At 52.4% G+C, this 19,854-nt stretch carries 15 protein-coding genes, 1 pseudogene and 1 riboswitch; of the genes and pseudogenes, 7 read left to right on the plus strand and 9 right to left on the minus strand.

What is annotated here, in order from left to right; genetic code table 11:
- Window positions 1-53: 53 nt before the first annotated feature.
- Complete coding sequence (locus tag B2Z72_RS04945) at window positions 54-1,052, minus strand: DctP family TRAP transporter solute-binding subunit (RefSeq protein WP_296982292.1); 999 nt, start codon at window positions 1,050-1,052, stop codon at window positions 54-56.
- 962 nt (window positions 1,053-2,014) lie between these two features.
- On the opposite strand from B2Z72_RS04945, the gene modA reads away from it, so the two are divergent.
- The 3 genes from modA to modC are packed head-to-tail and all read left to right on the plus strand — an operon-like array spanning window position 2,015 to window position 4,599.
- Window positions 2,015-2,800, plus strand: a complete 786-nt coding sequence (gene modA / locus B2Z72_RS04950; RefSeq protein WP_296982290.1) for a molybdate ABC transporter substrate-binding protein — start codon at window positions 2,015-2,017, stop codon at window positions 2,798-2,800.
- A gap of 12 nt (window positions 2,801-2,812) precedes the next feature.
- Window positions 2,813-3,505 carry a molybdate ABC transporter permease subunit gene (modB, locus tag B2Z72_RS04955; RefSeq protein WP_296982294.1) on the plus strand — a complete coding sequence of 231 codons (693 nt, stop codon included), beginning with the start codon at window positions 2,813-2,815 and terminating at the stop codon, window positions 3,503-3,505.
- On the plus strand, window positions 3,502-4,599 hold the full coding sequence (gene modC / locus B2Z72_RS04960) for a molybdenum ABC transporter ATP-binding protein (protein WP_296982288.1): 1,098 nt from the start codon (window positions 3,502-3,504) through the stop codon (window positions 4,597-4,599). Before modB ends, modC begins: the two co-directional genes overlap by 4 nt.
- A 6-nt stretch (window positions 4,600-4,605) precedes the next feature.
- On the opposite strand, the gene B2Z72_RS04965 is transcribed toward modC, so the two are convergent.
- Window positions 4,606-5,418: a TOBE domain-containing protein gene (locus B2Z72_RS04965; protein ID WP_296982286.1), complete on the minus strand. Its 813-nt coding sequence runs from the start codon at window positions 5,416-5,418 to the stop codon at window positions 4,606-4,608.
- A gap of 217 nt (window positions 5,419-5,635) precedes the next feature.
- Here B2Z72_RS04965 and B2Z72_RS04970 point away from each other — a divergent pair, with 217 nt between their 5' ends.
- Window positions 5,636-7,453, plus strand: a complete 1,818-nt coding sequence (locus tag B2Z72_RS04970; RefSeq protein ID WP_297004286.1) for a methyl-accepting chemotaxis protein — start codon at window positions 5,636-5,638, stop codon at window positions 7,451-7,453.
- A 25-nt stretch (window positions 7,454-7,478) separates the two neighbouring features.
- On the opposite strand, the gene cobO is transcribed toward B2Z72_RS04970, so the two are convergent.
- Window positions 7,479-8,078 carry a cob(I)yrinic acid a,c-diamide adenosyltransferase gene (gene cobO, locus B2Z72_RS04975; protein ID WP_296983843.1) on the minus strand — a complete coding sequence of 200 codons (600 nt, stop codon included), beginning with the start codon at window positions 8,076-8,078 and terminating at the stop codon, window positions 7,479-7,481.
- A 392-nt stretch (window positions 8,079-8,470) separates the two neighbouring features.
- Between cobO and B2Z72_RS04980 the strand changes: the two genes are divergently transcribed.
- Window positions 8,471-10,480, plus strand: a complete 2,010-nt coding sequence (locus tag B2Z72_RS04980) for a methyl-accepting chemotaxis protein (protein ID WP_296983844.1) — start codon at window positions 8,471-8,473, stop codon at window positions 10,478-10,480.
- Window positions 10,481-10,590: 110 nt separating this feature from the next.
- On the opposite strand, the gene B2Z72_RS04985 is transcribed toward B2Z72_RS04980, so the two are convergent.
- From B2Z72_RS04985 to B2Z72_RS05010, 6 genes are all read right to left on the minus strand, one after another.
- Complete coding sequence (locus B2Z72_RS04985; RefSeq protein WP_296983845.1) at window positions 10,591-11,163, minus strand: cob(I)yrinic acid a,c-diamide adenosyltransferase; 573 nt, start codon at window positions 11,161-11,163, stop codon at window positions 10,591-10,593.
- A 22-nt stretch (window positions 11,164-11,185) separates the two neighbouring features.
- The gene (locus B2Z72_RS04990) at window positions 11,186-12,364 is read right to left on the minus strand and encodes a hypothetical protein (protein WP_296983847.1); all 1,179 of its coding nucleotides are present in this window, start codon (window positions 12,362-12,364) and stop codon (window positions 11,186-11,188) included.
- A gap of 5 nt (window positions 12,365-12,369) precedes the next feature.
- A complete protein-coding gene (locus B2Z72_RS04995; RefSeq protein WP_296983848.1) occupies window positions 12,370-14,403 on the minus strand; it encodes a TonB-dependent receptor in 2,034 nt (677 codons plus the stop codon).
- Window positions 14,404-14,505: 102 nt separating this feature from the next.
- Window positions 14,506-14,786: riboswitch (cobalamin riboswitch) on the minus strand.
- Window positions 14,787-14,838: 52 nt separating this feature from the next.
- Window positions 14,839-16,800 (minus strand): two-component system sensor histidine kinase NtrB, encoded by a 1,962-nt coding sequence (locus tag B2Z72_RS05000; protein ID WP_296983849.1) that lies wholly within the window; start codon window positions 16,798-16,800, stop codon window positions 14,839-14,841.
- 15 nt (window positions 16,801-16,815) lie between these two features.
- Window positions 16,816-17,724 (minus strand): ketopantoate reductase family protein, encoded by a 909-nt coding sequence (locus B2Z72_RS05005; RefSeq protein WP_296983850.1) that lies wholly within the window; start codon window positions 17,722-17,724, stop codon window positions 16,816-16,818.
- Between the two features lie 91 nt (window positions 17,725-17,815).
- Window positions 17,816-18,937, minus strand: a complete 1,122-nt coding sequence (locus tag B2Z72_RS05010; protein WP_297004290.1) for a hypothetical protein — start codon at window positions 18,935-18,937, stop codon at window positions 17,816-17,818.
- 150 nt (window positions 18,938-19,087) lie between these two features.
- On the opposite strand from B2Z72_RS05010, the gene B2Z72_RS05015 reads away from it, so the two are divergent.
- Both B2Z72_RS05015 and B2Z72_RS05020 read left to right on the plus strand, forming a co-directional pair.
- Window positions 19,088-19,573, plus strand: coding sequence for a YajQ family cyclic di-GMP-binding protein (locus B2Z72_RS05015; protein ID WP_296983853.1), 486 nt, complete (start codon window positions 19,088-19,090; stop codon window positions 19,571-19,573).
- A gap of 16 nt (window positions 19,574-19,589) precedes the next feature.
- A pseudogene (locus B2Z72_RS05020) lies at window positions 19,590-19,854 on the plus strand (hypothetical protein); the annotation flags it as partial.

A 19,854-nucleotide genomic window follows, 5' to 3' on the forward strand; every position in this document is an offset into this window, starting at 1 on the left:
CCCAAACTGTGGGACAGCAGTGGGGATAGTCCTGGCTTTTTTACGGTTAAAAATCAGTTCGCAGCCTGAGCTGAACGGATCAGACGCTTGCCGATCTGATCGCTGAATTCCTGCCATACCGGCTGCATACTCTGACGCCAGGCCGCGCGTTGTTCATCGCTTAAACTGATGATTTCTGTTTTACCCGAGTTGGCAATATTTTCACGGTGACGGAGAGTTTCACCTGCCGCAGTCTGATTCACCTGGTAGGTAACTTCAGCAATGATTCCTTCCAGCTGAGAGCGGATTTCAAAAGGAATGTCGTACCAGAACTCAGAGTTGGTGACTAACATATAGTCGAGAACACCGTGATTGGTTTCCGTCAGATAAGGCTGTACGGACTGCAGGTTCTGCTCATCAAAATTGGCCCATGGGTTTTCTGCGCCCTGCACCTGGCCATCAGCCAGTGCTTTACTCATGGCAGAATACGGCAGTACCACAGAATTGGCTTTAATGGCTGCGAACTGAGCTTTCAGAACATCGGAATTCTGAATGCGGAAATTCAGGCCTGCGGCTTCTTCGGGTGTTGTCAGAGGTTTGTTGGCTGACAGCTGTTTCATGCCATTGTGCCAGTAAGCCAGTCCGACAATGCCCTGCTTAACCATGCTTAACAGCAGTTGTCTGCCCTTTGGGCGACTTTGAAATTTATCGACGGCGGCCAGGTCATCAAACAGGAAAGGCAGGTCAAAAATCTGCAGTTCGTCTGTGTAAGCGCGGAATTTAGACAAGGACGGTGCCATCAGCTGAATTTCATTGCGGCGCAGTGCTTCCAGTCCGTCAGTATCATTAAACAGTTCACTGTTACCGTGAACTTCGATCACGACCTTATCGCCGAGACGTTCTTTTACCAGTTTCTGCAGCAGCAGAGCACCTTTGCCTTTGGGTGAGCCATCATTACTCACATGTGAAAAACGGATAACGATTGGACCGCTTTCATCGGCATACGCCGCCAGTGAAAAGAGTGAAGAAAGGATTGTCAGAATAATAATCGGAAGAGAGCGGACGCGCTTCATTACAGCTCCGGTTGTTGTTTTGAAAACAGGCAGCGGGGTATTTAGGCACAGCAGAAAAATCTGATCAATAGGTAAAATAATGCAGCAATGTTTCAGTAATAATTATCAATGGGGTAATTTCCACCCATTATTTTCCGGATTGTTTACTGGGTATTCAGGCTCTCTGTCTTTGCCAGCATGAGTCTTTAATATAAGGGTATGCTTGTTGAGTTATATCGTGAGTTGTCTGCTCCGCATTTCGTGCGATAGCCGTGAGAGAACGATAAAGAGAAAGCCATAAAGAGAAAGCCGACAGGGAAATAAAGAGGGCATCAGCAATGCTTTTGTATACGGCTCCAGGCTCCGGGTGAGGCTGGTCTTTGCCGGTTTTATCTGCCGTGCTGTTTTAATTTTCCTTTCAATGATTGGAGAAATAACAGACTAATTTGATCCGCGTCAGTTTTTTGTTGCGGAGTTTTCCGGTGCTGTTTTCCCAGATGCTCTTTTTCCGGGGCTCTTTTTTCAGGATCTCTTTTTTCTCCATAGCTTTTCACGGATCAGTTTTCAGGTACCCGAACCCCGCTGTTCACAGGCGCGAGGCTGTTCTGCTTTTTCTTTTACGCTTTGTTCTGCCTGGCTGTTATGTCATGAAACGATCCTGCACCTTATGCAACCTCTCATGCATCACCTCACACAACCCCTTGCAAAAAATCTGAGGCAACGACCTTTGAGTGCCCATCTCAAGTCTGTGTGGTCGCAGGCTTTACGGTGCCGGCTTCCGGGTGGCTGGCGCAGGGTGCAGGAGCATGCGGGAGCAGAGCAGTGCTAAGTCCCTTCGCTGTGTGTGGTCAAAGTGGATAAATGCACTTTCATGCTTCTCCTTTGCCTCTGGAATCTGTATAAAAGCGCTATGTAGTTACTTATATAGCGAAAACAACAACACGATATCTGTTAATGCGAAATAAACCCGGGAGGTTCCGGAAATGACAAAGCACACGCACAAAACCGGCTGGACAGGCCGTGCAAAACTGACTCTGAGCGCTGCCCTGATGTTCACGGCGGCCGCAGTACCAGTGGTTCAGGCAGATGAGGTGATGGTGGCGGTGGCTGCTAACTTTACTGCCCCGATGAAAGAGATCGCCGACGATTTCGCTGAAGCCACAGGCCACAAAGCCACGCTGGCGTTCGGATCATCAGGTAAGTTTCTGGCACAGATTCAGAACGGCGCGCCATTTGAAGTCTTCCTGTCTGCGGATCAGGCTAAGCCTATCAAGCTGGAAGAGCTGGGCACAGCAGTAAGCGGTACCCGCTTCACCTATGCTCAGGGCGGACTGGCCCTGTGGTCTGCGGCCGATGGTGTCGATCCGCAGGCACTGCTGAAAAGCGGCGATTTTAATAAGGTCTCGCTGGCCAATCCCAAGCTTGCGCCATATGGCGAAGCTGCCATGCAGACACTGGCAAAAATGGACCTGACGGAGCAGACCCGCCCGCATTGGGTGATGGGGGAAAACATTTCCCAGACCTGGCAGTTTGTATCTACCGGTAACGCGCGTATTGGTTTTGTCGCCATGTCACAGATTATGGAAAATGGCGCGGTCACCTCGGGCAGCGCCTGGATCATTCCGGCGGATTATTATCAGCCAATCCGTCAGGATGCGGTGTTGCTGAAGAAAGGTGAGGGTAATGCTGCTGCCGCTGCATTACTGGAATATCTGCAATCGGATGCGGTGGCAGAGTTAATTGCCCGTTACGGTTACAGCCGGGAGTAAAGCATCATGGGAATGCTTTCCGCTGCGGACCTGAGTGCCATCTGGCTGACGTTGAAATTAGCTGTTGTGGTGACTCTGTTATTGCTGATGCTGGGCATTCCTCTGGCCTGGTGGCTGGCCCGTACCCGTTCGCGCTGGAAAGGTGCGGTATCGGCACTGGTCGCTTTACCTCTGGTATTACCGCCCAGTGTGCTGGGCTTTTATCTGCTGATCGCCATGGGGCCGCAGGGTCCGTTAGGCACACTGATGCAATGGCTGGATATGGATCTGCTGCCATTCAGTTTTACCGGGCTGGTGGTTGCATCGGTGGTTTATTCCCTGCCGTTTGTTGTACAGCCGGTGCAGAACGCCATGCAGGCGATGGGGACTCAGCCACTGGAAGTTGCGGCTTCGCTTGGGGCTGGACCACTGGATCGTTTTTTTACGGTTGTGCTGCCCTTAGCTTTGCCCGGCATTTTAACCGCTGCGGTGCTTGGCTTTGCTCACACCGTCGGTGAGTTTGGTGTGGTGCTGATGATCGGCGGCAATATTCCCGATGAAACCCGGGTAATTTCGGTACAGATTTACGATCACGTGGAAGCGCTGGAATACGGACAGGCTCATATTCTGTCGGGCATTATGCTGATTTTCTCCTTTATTGTTCTGCTGGCCCTTTATGGTTTTGGACCAAAACGTGAGCAACAGCTAAACGGAGGTATGTTATGAGCAGTGATATGCAACTGCGCTTTTTTACTGCTTATTCCCGCTTCAGTCTGGACGTTAATCTGACGCTGCCCGGTAAAGGGGTTACCGCGCTGTTCGGACCATCAGGCTCGGGTAAAACAACGCTGTTGCGCTGTATTGCTGGCCTGGAGAAAACCCACGTTGGTGAAATGCGGATTAATGGCGATGTCTGGCAAAGTCAGGATACATTTCTGCCGCTGGAAAAACGCCCGCTGAGTTATGTTTTTCAGGATGCCGGTCTGTTGCCCCATCTGACCGTGCAGGGGAATCTGGACTACACCAGCAAACGTTGCAAACAACGTAATTGCGAACCTTTATCTGCCGAACGGCGTGATTACATTGTCGGATTACTGGGTATCGCTCATATTTTAAAGCGTCGTCCTGAGCGTTTATCCGGTGGTGAGCGCCAGCGTGCTGCCATTGCCCGCGCATTAATCGCTAACCCTCAGGTGTTGCTGATGGATGAACCTCTGTCTGCACTGGATCAGGACCGGCGGCAGGAAATTCTGCCGTATCTGGAAAAACTGCGCAGTGAATTTTCCGGCCCAATTATTTATGTCAGTCATGCCACGGATGAAGTTACGCGTCTGGCCGACCATCTGGTGACACTGGAAAACGGCCGGGTTACCCGCTCTGGTCCGCTGGATAAAATGCTCGCCGACCTTGATGCGCCGCTGCATCTGGGGGAAGAGTCCGGCGTCGTCATGCAGGGCGTGGTGGAAGAAATTGCCAGCGAGTGGCATATGGTGCGGGTGAATGTTGGCGATGTATCCATGTGGATTCAGAACAAGGGATTCGCTCTGGGTGATACGCTGCGTCTGCGGGTACTGGCGCGGGATGTCAGCCTGGCGCTGGAGCAGCATAAAGACACCAGTATTGTGAATATTCTGCCCTGCATTGTTGAGGAAATCCGCGATGACGAGCGTCAGGGGCTGATGCTGGTGCGGCTGCGTCTGGCAGGTCCCGGCGGAACACCGCTGCTGGTGCGTCTGACCCGGCTGTCGGTAAAACAATTATGGCTGGTACCCGGATTAAGACTCTGGGCGCAGATTAAATCGGTGGCACTGGTTTACTGAAGGGCTTCAGGCTTCGATCAGCAGCATAACGGCTGAGGATTTAAAAAAGGTCATCACGTCATCACCTTCCTGCAATGCGAGTTTTTCTGCGCTGCGGTTGGTCATGCTGAGGCTCAGTGATTTGCTGTCGCCGATATCCACAACAACATCGCAGTTTACTGCACCGGGAATGATGCGTTTGATCTTACCGGCCAGACGGTTGCGGGCGCTGACCTGTATCTGACTGTCGCGGCTGAGCATAATGGCGCTGGCTTCGACCAATGCAATTACCCGTACATCCGGCTCAATACCCAGTGCCTGACAGCTTTCATCGCTGACGATGGCGACTAATTCGCTGCTTTCCGAAATGCGGATATGCACTTCATTATTCACTGTGCCGGGAATAATCTGACTGACCACACCACGGAACTGATTGCGTACGCTGGTCTTCAGTGTGCCGCCGGTCATAAAGTCGGCAATATCGGTGAATGAATTCACTTTGCGGCTGAGTTGGCGCATAAAGGCTTCATGCTCCCGCTGCAGGGCAACAAAGCCGCGCACGATTTCTTTACCGTACGCCGTCAGTGATGTTCCTCCGCCGTGTGCACCGCCAGCAGCCCGGTCTACCAAAGGTTGCTGAGCCATATTATTCATGGCGTCGACGCGGTCCCAGGCGGTTTTATAGCTGATGCCTACCTGTTTGGCGGCAGAGGAAATAGAGCCGTTCTCCTCAATGGCGATTAACAGATTGACCTGATCCGCAGCAAACGCAGACTGACTGTCGTTCAGCCACAGACTGCCATGCAGCCCTTCAGGTTGGTTCTGTTTCTTCTTTGCCATACTGCTGCTCCTTTAACTGGCCCTATTTTAAGCCGAAGCACGCCTGCACGGCCATGCTGCCGTCGGTATTATCCTGCATGTCTTCCTGCACGCCCTCTGGCATGCACTGTAATGCTGACAAACTGAGCAGTGTGGCTGGCAAACCCCGGCTAATACTCTAGTTTTAATTACATATATCATTAACGGTACTGCCGTACTTCACAGGGTAATTGCATACATGAAACTCTTCCGACGGAGTCAGCCGGTGGTACCGGGCTGGCATTCTCTATTGGAAAGCGCTGACTGGGACGGGCTGCAACACAGTGCGGATTTACCGTCGGCGCTGAAGCAGCTGCTACAGGAGCGTGGTGCTGCCAGAGAGTTACAGGGACTGGTTGAACAATTACCGGCGGTTATGCAGCGTATCCGCCATTTGCAGCAGCATCTGCAGAGCGGTCTCGATGCGCTGGATGGCAGCCTCGGCGAAATTAATGACAGAACCTCAGATCAGCACAGGTTCGTTGATGAAACCCAGCGTCATCTGGCGGAGGGGGATAAGCAGTCGCAGCTTCTGCGCAGCGAAATGGAGCGCAAACTGACGGAGGTGCATGAATTCTTTTCATCGCGTTTTGCCGCTCTGCAGGATCAGTTAAAAGAAAAAGCAGAACACTCCCGGGCAGTGATCGATACCATTGATTCCATCGGCCAAACGGTTCATCTGCTGTCGCTGAACGCCACCATTGAGGCCGCCCACGCCGGTGATGCAGGACGCGGCTTTGTGGTGGTGGCCAATGAAGTGCGCAATCTCGCCATGCAGACGCGGGAAAGTGCAAAAGAAGCATTTGAGCAGATTGATTTAAGCCAGATCGAAAACCAGTTGGGTGACATGCTCAGTCAGTCGGAAAGCGAACTGGGTTCATTGAATGAGCGGGTGGCTGGCGCCATGTCGTCTCTGACCGGCCTGTTGGGTTCAATGCACGATCATCTGCAGGAAATTGAAAGTAATAACCGTGTAATTCAGGCGACGGTTAAATTAAGCGATACCACGCGGTCACGCATGCACAACCGCAGCGACTGGACCATGCGTCTTGGAGAAGAATTACAGGGGCTGCTGAGTTCTGATATGGAACAGCCAGCAAGCGTGCTGAGTGGTTTCAGCGATCTGCGTAAAACCGAATATATTCCTGCCGGACATGAGGACCATCTGGCCCGTATCCGTGCCCGCGGTGAAATTCGCGTAGCCATTGAACCCAAGTTTGTTGGTGTATCGTTTCATGCCCAGGGTGGCGGTGAGCTGCAGGGGTTCGATGCCGATATGGCACGCGCTTTTGCCCACTATCTGGGGGTTAAATGTACTTTTATCGAACATCCCTGGGATTTGTGTACGCAACTGCTGGACTGTGGCGCTGCAAGGGGAGAGCCACCGGCGGATTTAATGTGGAGTGCCTTACCACCGGATCCCGGTTATGAGGATCTGGCATTTTCTGAACCGTATCTTTTTCTGCCTTATGTGCTGGCCAGACGCAAAGGTGATGAAAGTATTCAGGGGGTACACAGCCTTGCCGGTAAAGTCCTCGGTTGTATAAATGATCCGGCAGCCTTTGCCACGCTGGAAGATGCCGGCCTGCGCTGGCGGGCGAATAAAAACCGCTCCGGCGGTAAAGTCGAACTGGGTAATTTGCTGGCTTATACTGACCAGAGCTGGATTCATGATGCCCTGGCAAAAGGTGTGGTGGATGCGTTTGCGGTCGATCTGCCGATTTATTACTGGGCCTGTCAGAACCCTCAGAGCCCATGGTTTGGACAACTGGAATTTCTGCCTCAGAATCTGGCTTCAGACCTTTGGGAATATACCGTCGGAGTAAAAGCCGAAGCAGAAAATTACACCTTGCTGAAAGAGGTCAACAGCTTTATCCGCGAATTCCGCAGCAGTGCTGAATACGACAAGCTGTGCAGGCAGTGGGTAGGCGAAAATCTCAGTGTCAGTCACTGGCAGCCGATGGCAGGTGTGGCCGATGAGAAATCGCTGCAGAAACTGTTTGAGGCATCACGCTGATTGGCGTGATGCCTGATTTACTGCTTTACCATTCAATCCCTGGCTGAGCTTTTACGCCGGCTTTAAACGCGTGTTTTTCCATTTTCATATCGGTTACCGTATCAGCCAGTTCACGCAATGCGGTTGGTGCGCCACGACCGGTCAGTATCACATTCTGATCTTTCGGGCGGTTTTCCAGTGCCTGCTTTAGTTCGTCAAAATTCAGCAGGTCATAGGCCAGCATATAGGTGATTTCATCCAGCATTACAGTGCGCAATTCGGGGTCCTGCAGCATGGCTTTGGCTTTTGGCCAGACCTGATCGAACGCCTGCTGATCCTGTTCGCGGTTCTGCGTCTCCCAGGTAAAACCTGAGCCCATAACTTCCATGGTTAAACCCGGCAGAGTAGCCAGCACTTTGCTTTCGCCACAGTCCCAGGTGCCTTTGATAAACTGCACCAGACCGGCTTTATAGCCATGACCTAACGTGCGGATCAGAGTACCGAAGCCGGAACTGCTTTTGCCTTTACCGGTACCGGTGAGAACAATAATAACGCCGCGTTCTTCCTGTGCGCGTTCGACCGCGGCGTCGACTTTTTCTTTGTATTTCTGCATTTTCTGCTGATGCTTTTCGGCGCTGTTACTCATATCCGTCGGCTCTTTTTTGTGTTGCTGAATGGCGTTTTCTCTGAGGGCGATACTATACGGTAATCAGCGTGTGAATGCAGTCTGACGACAGGTGACGGAGGAGATGCTTTTCGACTCACTGACAGACCATTTCAGTTATCCACAGTCGACGGATCAGGTATGACAATACGGGCCACGGTTACATAACTCCCACAGATTGCCTGATACATGAAACCCGTAAACGGAGGTTGCTGGTCTATTCTTAACGATATATGAACCAGGTTCCTTAAAGACGGTGTGAACCAGGTTCACGGATCATGTCCGCTGAATGGCGGACATCTGCCCATTCAAACAACAATAAACACGTGCAGCAAGCACGTACTACGGTAGAGAGAAATATGCTGAAAGCCATTATGTGGCCTGCAATCAGGCTGATGTCGCAGCTGAGTTATGCAGCCAAATTCACCCTGATCAGTTTCCTGTTTATCGTCCCGCTGGTGGTGCTCAGTACACAGGTATTTAACTCGGCCTTTCAGTCGGTGGAGCGCACACAGCAGGAGCTGGATGGACTGACGGTCTCTGGCGACCTGTTTAACTATGTGCATAAGCTTGAACGCTTCCGCGATCTGGCGTCTGTGGCCTTGCATAAAAATAATGATGATCTGAACAGTCAGTTAAATACCCTGAGTCAGGCGCTGACCGCACAATTTCCGCAGGCGGAACAAACCGCTCAGACATTATCTGGTGAGGGGCTGCAGGATTGGCTGAGTGCCTGGAAAAACAGATTTCTGCCGATGATGAGCCTGTCCGGAGAATTCCGCCAGCCGACGTTCCGGGATCAGTATCGGTTCTACCAGATTGCAGTGGATGAGTTTTACCTGATTATTAAGCAGTTTATGCAGCAGCAGGGGATTTCTCTGGATTCTGACAGCAGCATTCAGCGCCTTATCGGTATTCTTAATACCACGACGGATATCCGTGCCAGAACCGGTCTGGCGCATGGTGCCGGTATTTATGCATTTAATGAGCAGTACCTGCAATCCGCTACCTACGATTTAATGAACACCAGTTATGATCAGTTGCTTGCCGCTGAACCGGATGCCGAATTTCTTATCAGTAACTCTTCCGCTCTGGGCGAAGCTGGTCTGCAGAAAAATGCCGCTGAGGTAAAAGATATGCTTCTGTCGTTACGCAGTAAGATTGATGAAGAAATTATCATGGCGGAATCTGTGAATGGCAGCTGGCAGGAATTTGATCAATGGTATCTGCAGCAGACTGTCAGTCTGCAGACAACAGAGCAGCAGGTACTTCCTTCGATCAGTCAGCGACTGCAACAGCGCCTTGATGTTCAGCAGAGCCGTATTCTGCTGTTGGCAGCGGTACTCGTGACTGTTCTCACTGTGGTCGCATATCTGTATCTCGCTTTTTATATGTCTGTACGCCATACCATTAAGCGTTTTTCCGGTGCCGCCAGAGAAATCAGTGGCGGCGATCTGACGCATGAAATCCGTTTTAACGGCAAAGATGAAATGGGCCAGATGCGGGATGCCTTTAACGATATGATTGCCCGTATCCGCACCACGTTAAGTGCGGTTAAATCCTCTTCTGATTCGGTAACTACTAACGTTAACGAAGTCGAAAATATCGCCCGGCGCAGTCACGATGCAGTGGGTGTGCAGCTGGAGCAGACGGAGGAAGTTTCGCGTATTATTTCTGCCATGGCGGAGCGTGCCGGGTATGTTGCCGGGATGGCCAGTGAAGCAGAGACCGCGGTGGATAATGGTCAGCAGAAATCCACACAGGCGGATCAGGTAGTGACCTGGGTAATGGATCAGGTGCGCGGTTTATCACAGGAAATGACAAATTCAGTGAATGCGGTTAACCGGCTGGCAGAAAACTCCAGCAGCATTTCCAGTATTCTGGAAACCATTAAAGGCATTGCTGAACAGACCAATCTGCTGGCATTGAATGCTGCGATTGAAGCAGCCCGGGCTGGTGAGCAGGGCCGGGGGTTTGCTGTTGTAGCGGATGAAGTACGTACACTGGCCAGCCGTACACAGGGATCAGCTCAGGAGATTGAAGAGCTGATCAGTGAAGTGCAGAAGAATATTGTCAGTGCTGTGGATACCATGGAAGTTAACCGCACCATGGTGGATAAAACCGTGGAAAGTTCCGGCGAGGTCAGTGCCACACTGAATGAAATCCGCCTGAGTATGGACAATATCCGTGATAAAACCGGTGGGATTGTGCGCAGTGCCAATGAGCAACAGCAGAGCGCTGCTGATCTGGAAAGTAATCTTGCAGCGATTCGCAGCAGTGGTGAACAAACCGCAGCGAATGCCGAAGGCACAGTAAAAGCAGTGCGTTCTGCACAGCAGATTACAGCCGATCTGGCGCAGCGGGTGCAGCAGTTTAAGGTTTAGTCCGGGATGTAATGTTCCGTTACGGATGATCACAAGCTGAATAAAAAAAGGCCTGTAATTGCAGGCCTTTTGGTTCAGAGAAACTGTATAAGAGAAGGTCGTCAGAGACGTTATTCTTGAGAATCTTTTCCCTGAGTATGACGGCTCTTCCAATAGACTTCCTGACCATTGTTGCGTCTGGCCAGAACCCGCGCCATCACAAACATCAGATCGGAGAGGCGGTTAATGTAACTTAAACAGAGTTCATTGATCGCTTCATTTTCACCAAGACTGACGAGTGAACGTTCGGCCCGGCGACATACCGTACGCACCATATGCGCATGGGAAGCGGCCATATCGCCACCGGGAAGGATAAATTCCTTCAATGGTGGCAGTGTATCATTCAGGGCTTCCAGATTATCTTCAAGATCCTGCACCAGATCCTGACTCAGGGCCAGATATCCCGGAACGGATAATTCACCACCGAGATCAAACAGGTCGTGCTGAACCTGATGCAGTAACGGCTGCAATTCGTCACTGTCGCTCAGATGTGAGCGCAGCAGACCAATCCAGGAGTTCAGCTCGTCGATATCACCAATGGCTTTTACCCGCGCACTGCTCTTGCGTACACGGGAGCCATCGCCGAGACCGGTTTCACCTTTGTCGCCGGTTTTGGTCGCAATTTTTGATAAACGGTTGCCCATAATGATTACCTGTTATGACAAGTTACAGCTGATTATCAACAAAGCTGATGCCGATTGGATCCAGGTTAGTATTTACGCTGTCGACGACAGCGTAGTCAACCGGCGAGATATGCAGCAGTGCAGAGCTGTTGCTGCCATCATCACCACGGCCTAACCACAGATCACCGTCAGGACCTGAAGTGATAAAACCAATGTTGATCCCGGTAAAACCAGCAACTGTGGTCAGAGTGCCATCGCTGTTCACAACCGCCAGGTCGTTATTCTGCCAGCCGTGGTAGACAACAACGAAAATTTTATCGCCGGCAACGGCCACGTCGCTGATGCTGGTGGACGTCAGTGCAGGATCGAATACGGTTTCCTGTGCATAGGTATCCATATCGATTTTTACCAGACCGCCAGCGTAAGAACCGTCATAGGTAATACCCTGTACATAAAGGTTGCTGCCGTCAGTGGCGATATTGATCGGGTTGGTGATGTTCAGTTCGATACCGTTCAGACCTGCTGCCTCTTCGTCGGTATCAATTTCGGCGTAAGAATCGGTATCGAATACCGCGATGTATGGTGCGCGGGCATAAGCATAACCGCCGCCTTCCTGATCGTTACCCAGGCGTTGCATGGTGATAAAGGCTTTACCATCGTACAGCGCGATATCGTCCATTTCCGGGTAAGGCGTTACGGTATCGTCAGCAGCGTGATAGGCGTTGAGATCCAGTTCTCCCACTTTAAAATCAGACTGGTTCTGAGCCTCAGGGTTAACAATCCAGGCGGTGTTCTGACCATAGCGGGTCAGGATTGCGCGGTCACTGGAAACAAATGCCATTGAGTGCACATTGGAGCTGGAGGATTGCTGGTTATCCAGCAGGGAGTAGCCGTTGTTGCCGTAATAGTTGGCATTGGGCATTTCCGGGTCGTATTTGCTGATGGTGTCGATGCCTTCGCGACCAATGTACCAGTAAAAGCCATCATAACTGGCGGTAAAATAATCGGTGGCTACGTCGGCGTAGTAGCCAGGATTGATATTGCTCAGGTTGCCTGCATTTGTCAGAGCGACTTCAGAGCCGGAACCATAAACCGCCTGAGTGATAACGACAGTATAGCCGGTCAGGTCGATCGGATCCGCTGCGCCGCCTGAAGATGAGCTGCCACAACCGGCCAGTACGGCTGCTGATACAGCCAGGGAGAGCGGGAGAATTCTGTTCATTAGTATCACCATGAGTAGTCAAGTTTTATGGAATAGTTACGACCCGGAACCGGGTAATCGTAGAAATCAGAGACCTGATTATCCGTCAGGTTAAAGGCGTTAAACTGCAGTCTGAAATTCTGCAGCTGATAGAAAATATTCCAGTCAATCTGGTTTTTATCGTCGATTGGCAGGCGATTGCTGGTTTCATAAAATCCGCCTGTCTGCAGCAACCAGGCCAGTGATGTCCCGGTATTGCCGTGTCGGTAGGTCAGGCTGTAGTAGTTATCCCAGGTACGCTGATTCGGTACACGTTTGCCAACAAAAAAATCACGGCTGTGTTCGGCAATGGTGTGGCGGTGCCAGCCGCTGTTGCCGTTGAGCGTCAGGTTGTGGGTTAAGTCGATACTCAGGTTGAGTTCAACGCCACGGTGATTGGTCTGCGTCAGATTCTGATATTTGATTACGCCGCGGCTGTCGGCACTGGCGACGATGGCATTGTCGCGTATACGCTGATACGCAGACAGGCTGTACTCGCCATAAATACTGGTCATGCGCCATACCGCATCAATGCCTTTGGATGTTTCCGATTTCAGATCCGGATTGCCCTCGGTTAATCCACGGTCGCCGAATAATTCCTGGGTCGAAACCGGGCGCACCTGGCGGCTGATTAATACGTCGAGCTGATTGTTGTCGTTCAGGCGGAAGTTTACGCCAGCATCACCGGTGGTAAATTGCTCGTTATTGTGTTGATCAGAAATGCCGTAATGATTCTGTTGGGTATCACTGAACTTCACCACGCTCAGCTGGCCATTCAGCATGATTGCGTCGTTAATATGCCCGCTGAGACGATCACCAAGTTGATACTGTCGGCGCTGATAATCGTACGGGCAACCGGAGTCGGTCAGGCAATTAAGTTCAACCGTTGCATCACTGACCAGAGCAAAGTCGGATTCGGTGGTTTCTGAGCGTACCGATAGCGTCAGCAGGTTACTGATATTGTCGGCGTCTGAGTGATGATTAACACGCAGATCCGTGCCTTTGGTGTGGTAATAATTCTTCTGCCGGCCAAGGCCTATATTGTCGCCCTGATCATCGTAGGTTTCGTCCAGCGTATAAACGCTGGTAATAATGTCGGTCTGCTGCTGTTGTGAATAAGGAATATTCAGGCGCAGTGACAGGCGGTTATCCTCGCTGGCAAAGTAGGCATCATTTTGTGGGATATTACGCAGGCCGGGTAATTCACGGCGCTTTTTCTGATACTGATAAACCAGCGAAGGTTTAATGCCGGTGCTGCCGGTGTAGTCGGCACGTAACAATGCCATTCTGTGATCGGCACCGTTATTCAGACGTTTTTCCGTGCTGCTTTCATTGGGATTATTAAATGCATTGATATCGGTTCTGGTATCAAAATCATTTTCTGCTTCCATCCAGTCAGCGGCGGCGAAAAAACGCCAGGCGTCATTCTGATACTGCTGCCACAGCCCGGCGGAATAATAACCGTAACTGCCAGCGCTGGTATAAGCATGGCCGGATGCCGGGGTATCGAACTGATCTTTTGAACGCAGATGTATGGTGCCGCCAATGGCTGTCGGCGCCAGTTCTACCGGTGCAACACCACGATAAATATCAATGCTGCCCAATGCTGAAAGACCGACACTGGGTAATTCACCTTCGGAATTATTCAGTGTTGTCAGTGGAATGCCATCCCAGACAATCTGCAACTGCTTACCGCTGGCGCCGCGGATACTTGGGTAAGAAAACTGACCACGGCCACCGAGCTGGCGTACCTGGATACCGGCCTGTTGCTGCAGAATATCTTCCAGCTGGTGATCGCCGACACTATCGTCGCTGAGATCAACACGACTGTGTGAACCAGGCAGATCCAGAGGTGACAGTTGTGCTGCACGGGTCCCATGACTTTCAACCGGAGACAGTTGTGTGGTATCCGTCTCTGCTTCTGTACTGTGTACATCAGCCGCCCGGACGTTATCCACCAACAGCAGCGTTGTGGAAAACAGAGCAAATGGCAGCAGGTTGTTCAGAGTTGGAAAATTCATTGGCCGCGCAAAAAATATGGCAGCAGGAGCGGTAAGACAGAAATGTAATAATCAGATATATAAAGCTGATGCTTTCTGTGCTTTCCGTCGCCCACCGCAACGTCAGTTAACAAAATTCAGGCCGGTATCCGGGCTGACGGCCTGTACGTAACGGCTAAGTACTTTCAGTTAAAAACGACAGTACATACCTTTACGTGACATTACTGACGCCTTCCCATTCCGTCTGAGAACAGTGGCATATAGTCAGTAGTCTGGCCGATCACCGTTGCGGGGGCAGCGCTGGTCTTGTTGGCGTTCTGTTATGACAGAACCTGTAACGCACCAGTCTTCCCGTTTAACTCATTCGCTGAACGCATCTGAGCACCTGATCGCAGGCGAGAGTATAGACTTGTGGATAAGGGGTCAAGACGGGCTGTCTGAATAATTCTGCAGAGATTATGAGGATTGCTCATTGCCTGCTTTGCGCGGCAGGCGGATCTCAAAGCCAGCGCCATCGAGAGGGGAAGAAAAGTAGCGGATTTTGCCCTGATGGTGGCTGGTAACAATCAGCCAGGAGATAAACAGCCCCAGGCCTGTGCCTTCGCCGACGTCCTTGGTGGTGAAGAAAGGTTCGAAGATACGGCCAACGTCGTTGACCGGTATGCCGGGTCCGTTATCTTCTACCGTGACAATGGCCTGCTGCCCCTGATAGAACGCGCGGATTTTGATTCTGGGTTTCCAGTGCGGCTGGTTATGTTGTTTATCCGTTTTAAATGGCTGCAATACCTGTCCGGCATTGACCACCAGATTGAGCAGAACCTGTTCCAGTTCGCCGGCGATAATTTCACACTCCACCGGGTGTCCGGCAGGTTCAAAATCGAGCAGAATGCCGCGCAGGTTTTTCTCGCCCTGAGCGATGGTCAGGGTATCGTTGATCAGTACGTTCAGATCACAGCGCAGTTTCTGGTTCTGTTCGGTACGGGAGAAGGTCAGCATATTACTGACGATCTCGGCGGCGCGCTCACCGGCCTGCTGAATGTTGTCCATAAACTGGGTGATATCCCGGTCAGCGAGATATTGCTGCAGCTGTTCCAACTGTAACTGATTGCGTTCAGCCGCCTGCTGATTAGCCTTTAATCCCGGTTGCAGGCGGCGGCGGATATTCTGCAGATTCTGCAGAATAGCGCCCAACGGGTTGTTGATTTCATGGGCGACGCCAGCAGCCAGTCCGGCGACGGTAGCCATTTTTTCGCTTTGCACCATTTTCTCTTCCAGCTGCTGACGACGGGTTTCATCATCGATACGCAGTACCTGACGAGCCTGCTGCTGTCCGGTGAGTGGATACAGAATCAGGTCGAATACTTTGCCGGAACGGAAACTGCGGATAATAAAGCGTTCTTTTTTGCGGATGCCCTTGTGAGTGTCATGCAGCTCGTCAACAAACGGCTCAAGCTCCGGAATCAGTTGCAACAGATCTTTACCGGTTAATTGCTGATAGGCCTGGCCCAGCCATTCGCCCGCCAGCTCATTGGACTGAATAATGTGCAGATTTTCATCCAGTACAAACAGCGCCGATGGCATGGCGTTGATGATGTCATCGAGCAGAAACTGGGTATTGGTTAGCTGAGTTTCGATGCCGCGCCGTACGGCAATTTCCTGTGCCAGATGTTCGTTGGTCTGGCGGGTTTCCGTGGACAGAGCAATAGCCCTCTGGCGCGCATTTTCCGCCTGCTCATGGGCCTCGGTCAGTTTGCGGGTGCGTTGATGATGCTGCCACAGCAGATCATTCAGGGCGCGGATCAGCGGACGATAATCCGGATCTGCGCTGTCGATAAAATTCTGTTCTCCCTGACCAGCACCCATCGCCGCACGCTCAACACTGCTGAGCAGATGACGATAGGGGCGGCGCTGCCAATGGCGGGTCACCGCATACAGAACGAAAATCAGCAGAGCGGAAAGGCAAAGGACAAAAAGCCCGGTGGTGAGGGTGTCGAGAATAAAAAAATGCGCCAGAGACAGATCACTGACCAGTATCAGCTGCATGGGCCCAAAACGGCTCTGCAGCGGATACACATGGTAATGATCGTCTTCCGCAGATGCCGACCAGTGCGCAGGCAGCGAGGGGCTTTGATGATAGCTGTGCACCAGACGCTCATCGTCGCTGTTGTAAATCGCGGCCTCACCGATCTGATAGTGACGAATGATCTGATCAAGGCTGGCCTGCAGGGATTCGCGGCTTGCGTCAGAGGATTTCAGCTGAATCTGAATCAGTCCGGCAAGGGTGTCATTGAGCATGGGAGCCAGATGTTCACGGCCAACCCGTTCCGCCGCGAGGATATAAGCCAGGGTGCTGATGACGATAATCAGGGCACAGACCGCAACGGTGCTGAGCATGATTTTCTGTCGGGTCAGCAGCATGGCAGGCTCCTATCCTTATGATCTGTTTACAGTCTGAAGCAGCTGCCTGGTCAGCGGCAGTTCCAGCTGTTGCCGGCTGGCACAGTCCAGCAGATAGCCACAGATATAGTCCAGTTCAGTAGGGCGCCCGGCGGCTACATCCTGATAGCTGGAAGAGTAATTTGCTGCCGTGGCCTGCGCCACCATCAGAGCTTTCTGTGGCAGAGGCTCGCTCAGAGCCCAGCCCAGTTGTTGATAAAGCCCGTCGATTTCCAGCGCCAGTGCCTGCAACTGTGGCAGAAAGAGCGGATTGGATACCAGTTCACCATTCTGGCAGTGCAGTACCGCCGTCAGCGGGTTGATAACCGCATTAATGGCAAGTTTAGCGCGCATGGGCGGCAGGATGTCGCTTTGCCGTTCAATTCCGGGAGGCAGCTCCGGCTCTTCACCGGCCGCCGGTCTTCCCGGCCAGCGGCCAGCCAGGGTAGTGCCTGCACCGGCATATACGGTCAGCGGCAGATCATCGTCAGTCTGATTATCCGGCAGAATACGGTATGCACCTTCGGTGGAAATAGCGGCCCAGAGTTCACAGCTCAATCCGTTGGCAGCCAGCCAGTCAGCGCAGGCCTGTTGCTGGCCCATGCCATTCTGCAACAGCAGGATACGCTTTACCCCAGGCAGATAATCAGCCCAGCTTTGCAGGGCGGGGAGGGTATCGGCGGCTTTGGTGGTAATAACCAGCCAGTCCAGTGCTTCGCCCTGCCAGCAGGGCAGGGTCAGGGAATGGAGGTTGCCGTTGAGATCCTGAACCCGCAGTGAGGCGCCCGCGCCCCGGGTTCTGGGCAGACAATACAGGGTCTGCTGTGACCAGTGCATGGCCATCAGAGAACCAATGGCACCGGTCCCCAGCAGGCCAATGCTCTGCTTTGCGGTAGTTTTGTTCATGAACAGATTATGGCAGCGCTCAGCCCTGCTGTAACCAGATTAATGGCCGGGAGAGGCTGTGTGCTGCCATAAGCGCAGGTGAGAGCGGGATTCAGGAGCGCAGATTAACAACCTGAGCGGCGCTGACCGGACCGTTCTGATCGTCGCTGCCGTGTGTCGCCACCGGGCTGTCTGCTGGCTCCACAGCAGACACCGCATCCTCTGGCTGATCACTGTCAGGCAGGCTTTCAGTGTCTGTTTCGGTGTGAGGGACTTTCTGATCCGCAACTTTGAGGGCGAACGGCGGTATGCCTTCCGGTGACCACAGTGCCAGCAGTTTCCGGCGGACATTCTCTGTGTGATCGGCGGGCACACCGCGCAGCCACAACTGCAGACGATCTTCTTCTTCCTCTGCCAGCGGCGCGATGGCTTCCAGACTGATGCCGCGTTCACGCAGCAGCCAGACCACCAATGGCATCAGATGGTTATAACGGCGGCGCTGCAGGCTGTCGCACAATTCTGTAACCGTGATATCGAACTGGCGGGCAACCAGCTGACAGGCGTCATCAAACAGACGGCGGATATCGTCGTTACTGTAGGCGGACTGGGTCAGCGCTTCTTTCTTCATGTGCTGGTCCACCCAGCGGTCACGGGCCAGCGCCTGATAGACCGGGTGGCTGCCATGGTCCAGATCGAGTGTGGCAGTCACCGGTTGCTTCATCACATCAATGTAATGCTGGGCGCGGTTACGGCGGCTGTGCGAAAGCAGGTTGAGCATGGATTCGGTATCGATCCATGCCGGTGGATTATCGATGCGGTAATACTGGTCTGAACTCCATGGCCAGAGTTCAGCACTGGCCACCAGGCCGCTGCGCTTTGGCCAGTCATGTAATTGCATAACGAGATCGGTCAGGAAAGCCTGTTCATCCACCATCAGCACGACGCCCTGATCGGACAGCAGTTGCCGGCGTTTATGCCAGCAGCGTTCATGCATGGTGTCGAAGGCAGTCTGAATATCATCCATCACGCTGGTCCAGTCACGCTCGCAGCGCAGTACAAACTGCATGCGCTGCTCTTCCAGCACATAAGCGAGCAGGCGGGTCTGCGCAATCTCAGCCAGGATTTTTACCGCGTAATCAAATTCGAATACGGACTGAAAAACGGGCTGGTCTTTGGCACCGGTGACCGAGAAGTAGTAAACCCCGGCTCCGTGCAGCGTGATTTTGGTTTGCATACGAAGGCATCGCCAGTTTATTCACAGGTGCTTTTAAATCTAGCTTGTTTTTCTGTAAGTGCCAGCAGGGATACAGCGGGTTACAATAGCGTCTTTACGCGTTATGGATGCCACGACGGCATCTGACAGTCGATTTTGCAGGAGAGAACTATGCCGTCCTTTGACGTTGTATCCGAAGTAGATAAGCACGAAGCCCAGAATGCCGTGGATCAGGCTAACCGCGAGCTCAGCACCCGTTTCGATTTCCGCGGTGTGCAGGCCGGTTTTGAACTGAAAGACATGGTGGTAACCATGACCGCTGAAGCGGAATTTCAGCTCGATCAGATGAAGCCGATGCTCACCGGCGCCATGGTTAAGCGTGATATCAAAGTATCCTGCCTCGAATACAGCAAGCCGGAAGGTTCCGGTAAGCAGATGAAAATCAAAGCCACCATGCGCCAGGGTATCGACTCTGACCTGGGCCGTAAAATGGTGAAGATGGTGAAAGACAGCAAGCTCAAAGTGCAGGTTTCCCTGCAGGGCGATACCGTCCGCGTACAGGGTAAAAGCCGTGATGACCTGCAGAAGGTGATGGCCATGTACCGTAACGATGAAAGCATCGATATGCCGCTGGCATTCAAAAACTTCAAAGACTGATCGGTAAGGCGGTTCTGTGGTTCTGATTGGCTGGTGGGGCTGGCTGAAGCCGGCACTGGAGATTTATACCCGTAAACCTGTGGTTGTCATCAGTCTGCTGGGCTTTGGTGCCGGGCTGCCATTCCTGCTGGTCTTTACGACGCTGACCGCCTGGTTGCGTGACCTTGGTGTCGAGCGCACCGCAATCGGTTTCTTTGCCTGGGTGGGCATTACCTACTCGGTGAAAGTGTTCTGGTCGCCGGTGGTCGACCGTCTGCGCCTGCCGTTACTGGGCAAAGCGT

It is taken from the genome of Thalassolituus sp. UBA6592 (assembly GCF_002433655.1).
Lineage (GTDB): Bacteria > Pseudomonadota > Gammaproteobacteria > Pseudomonadales > Oceanobacteraceae > Venatoribacter.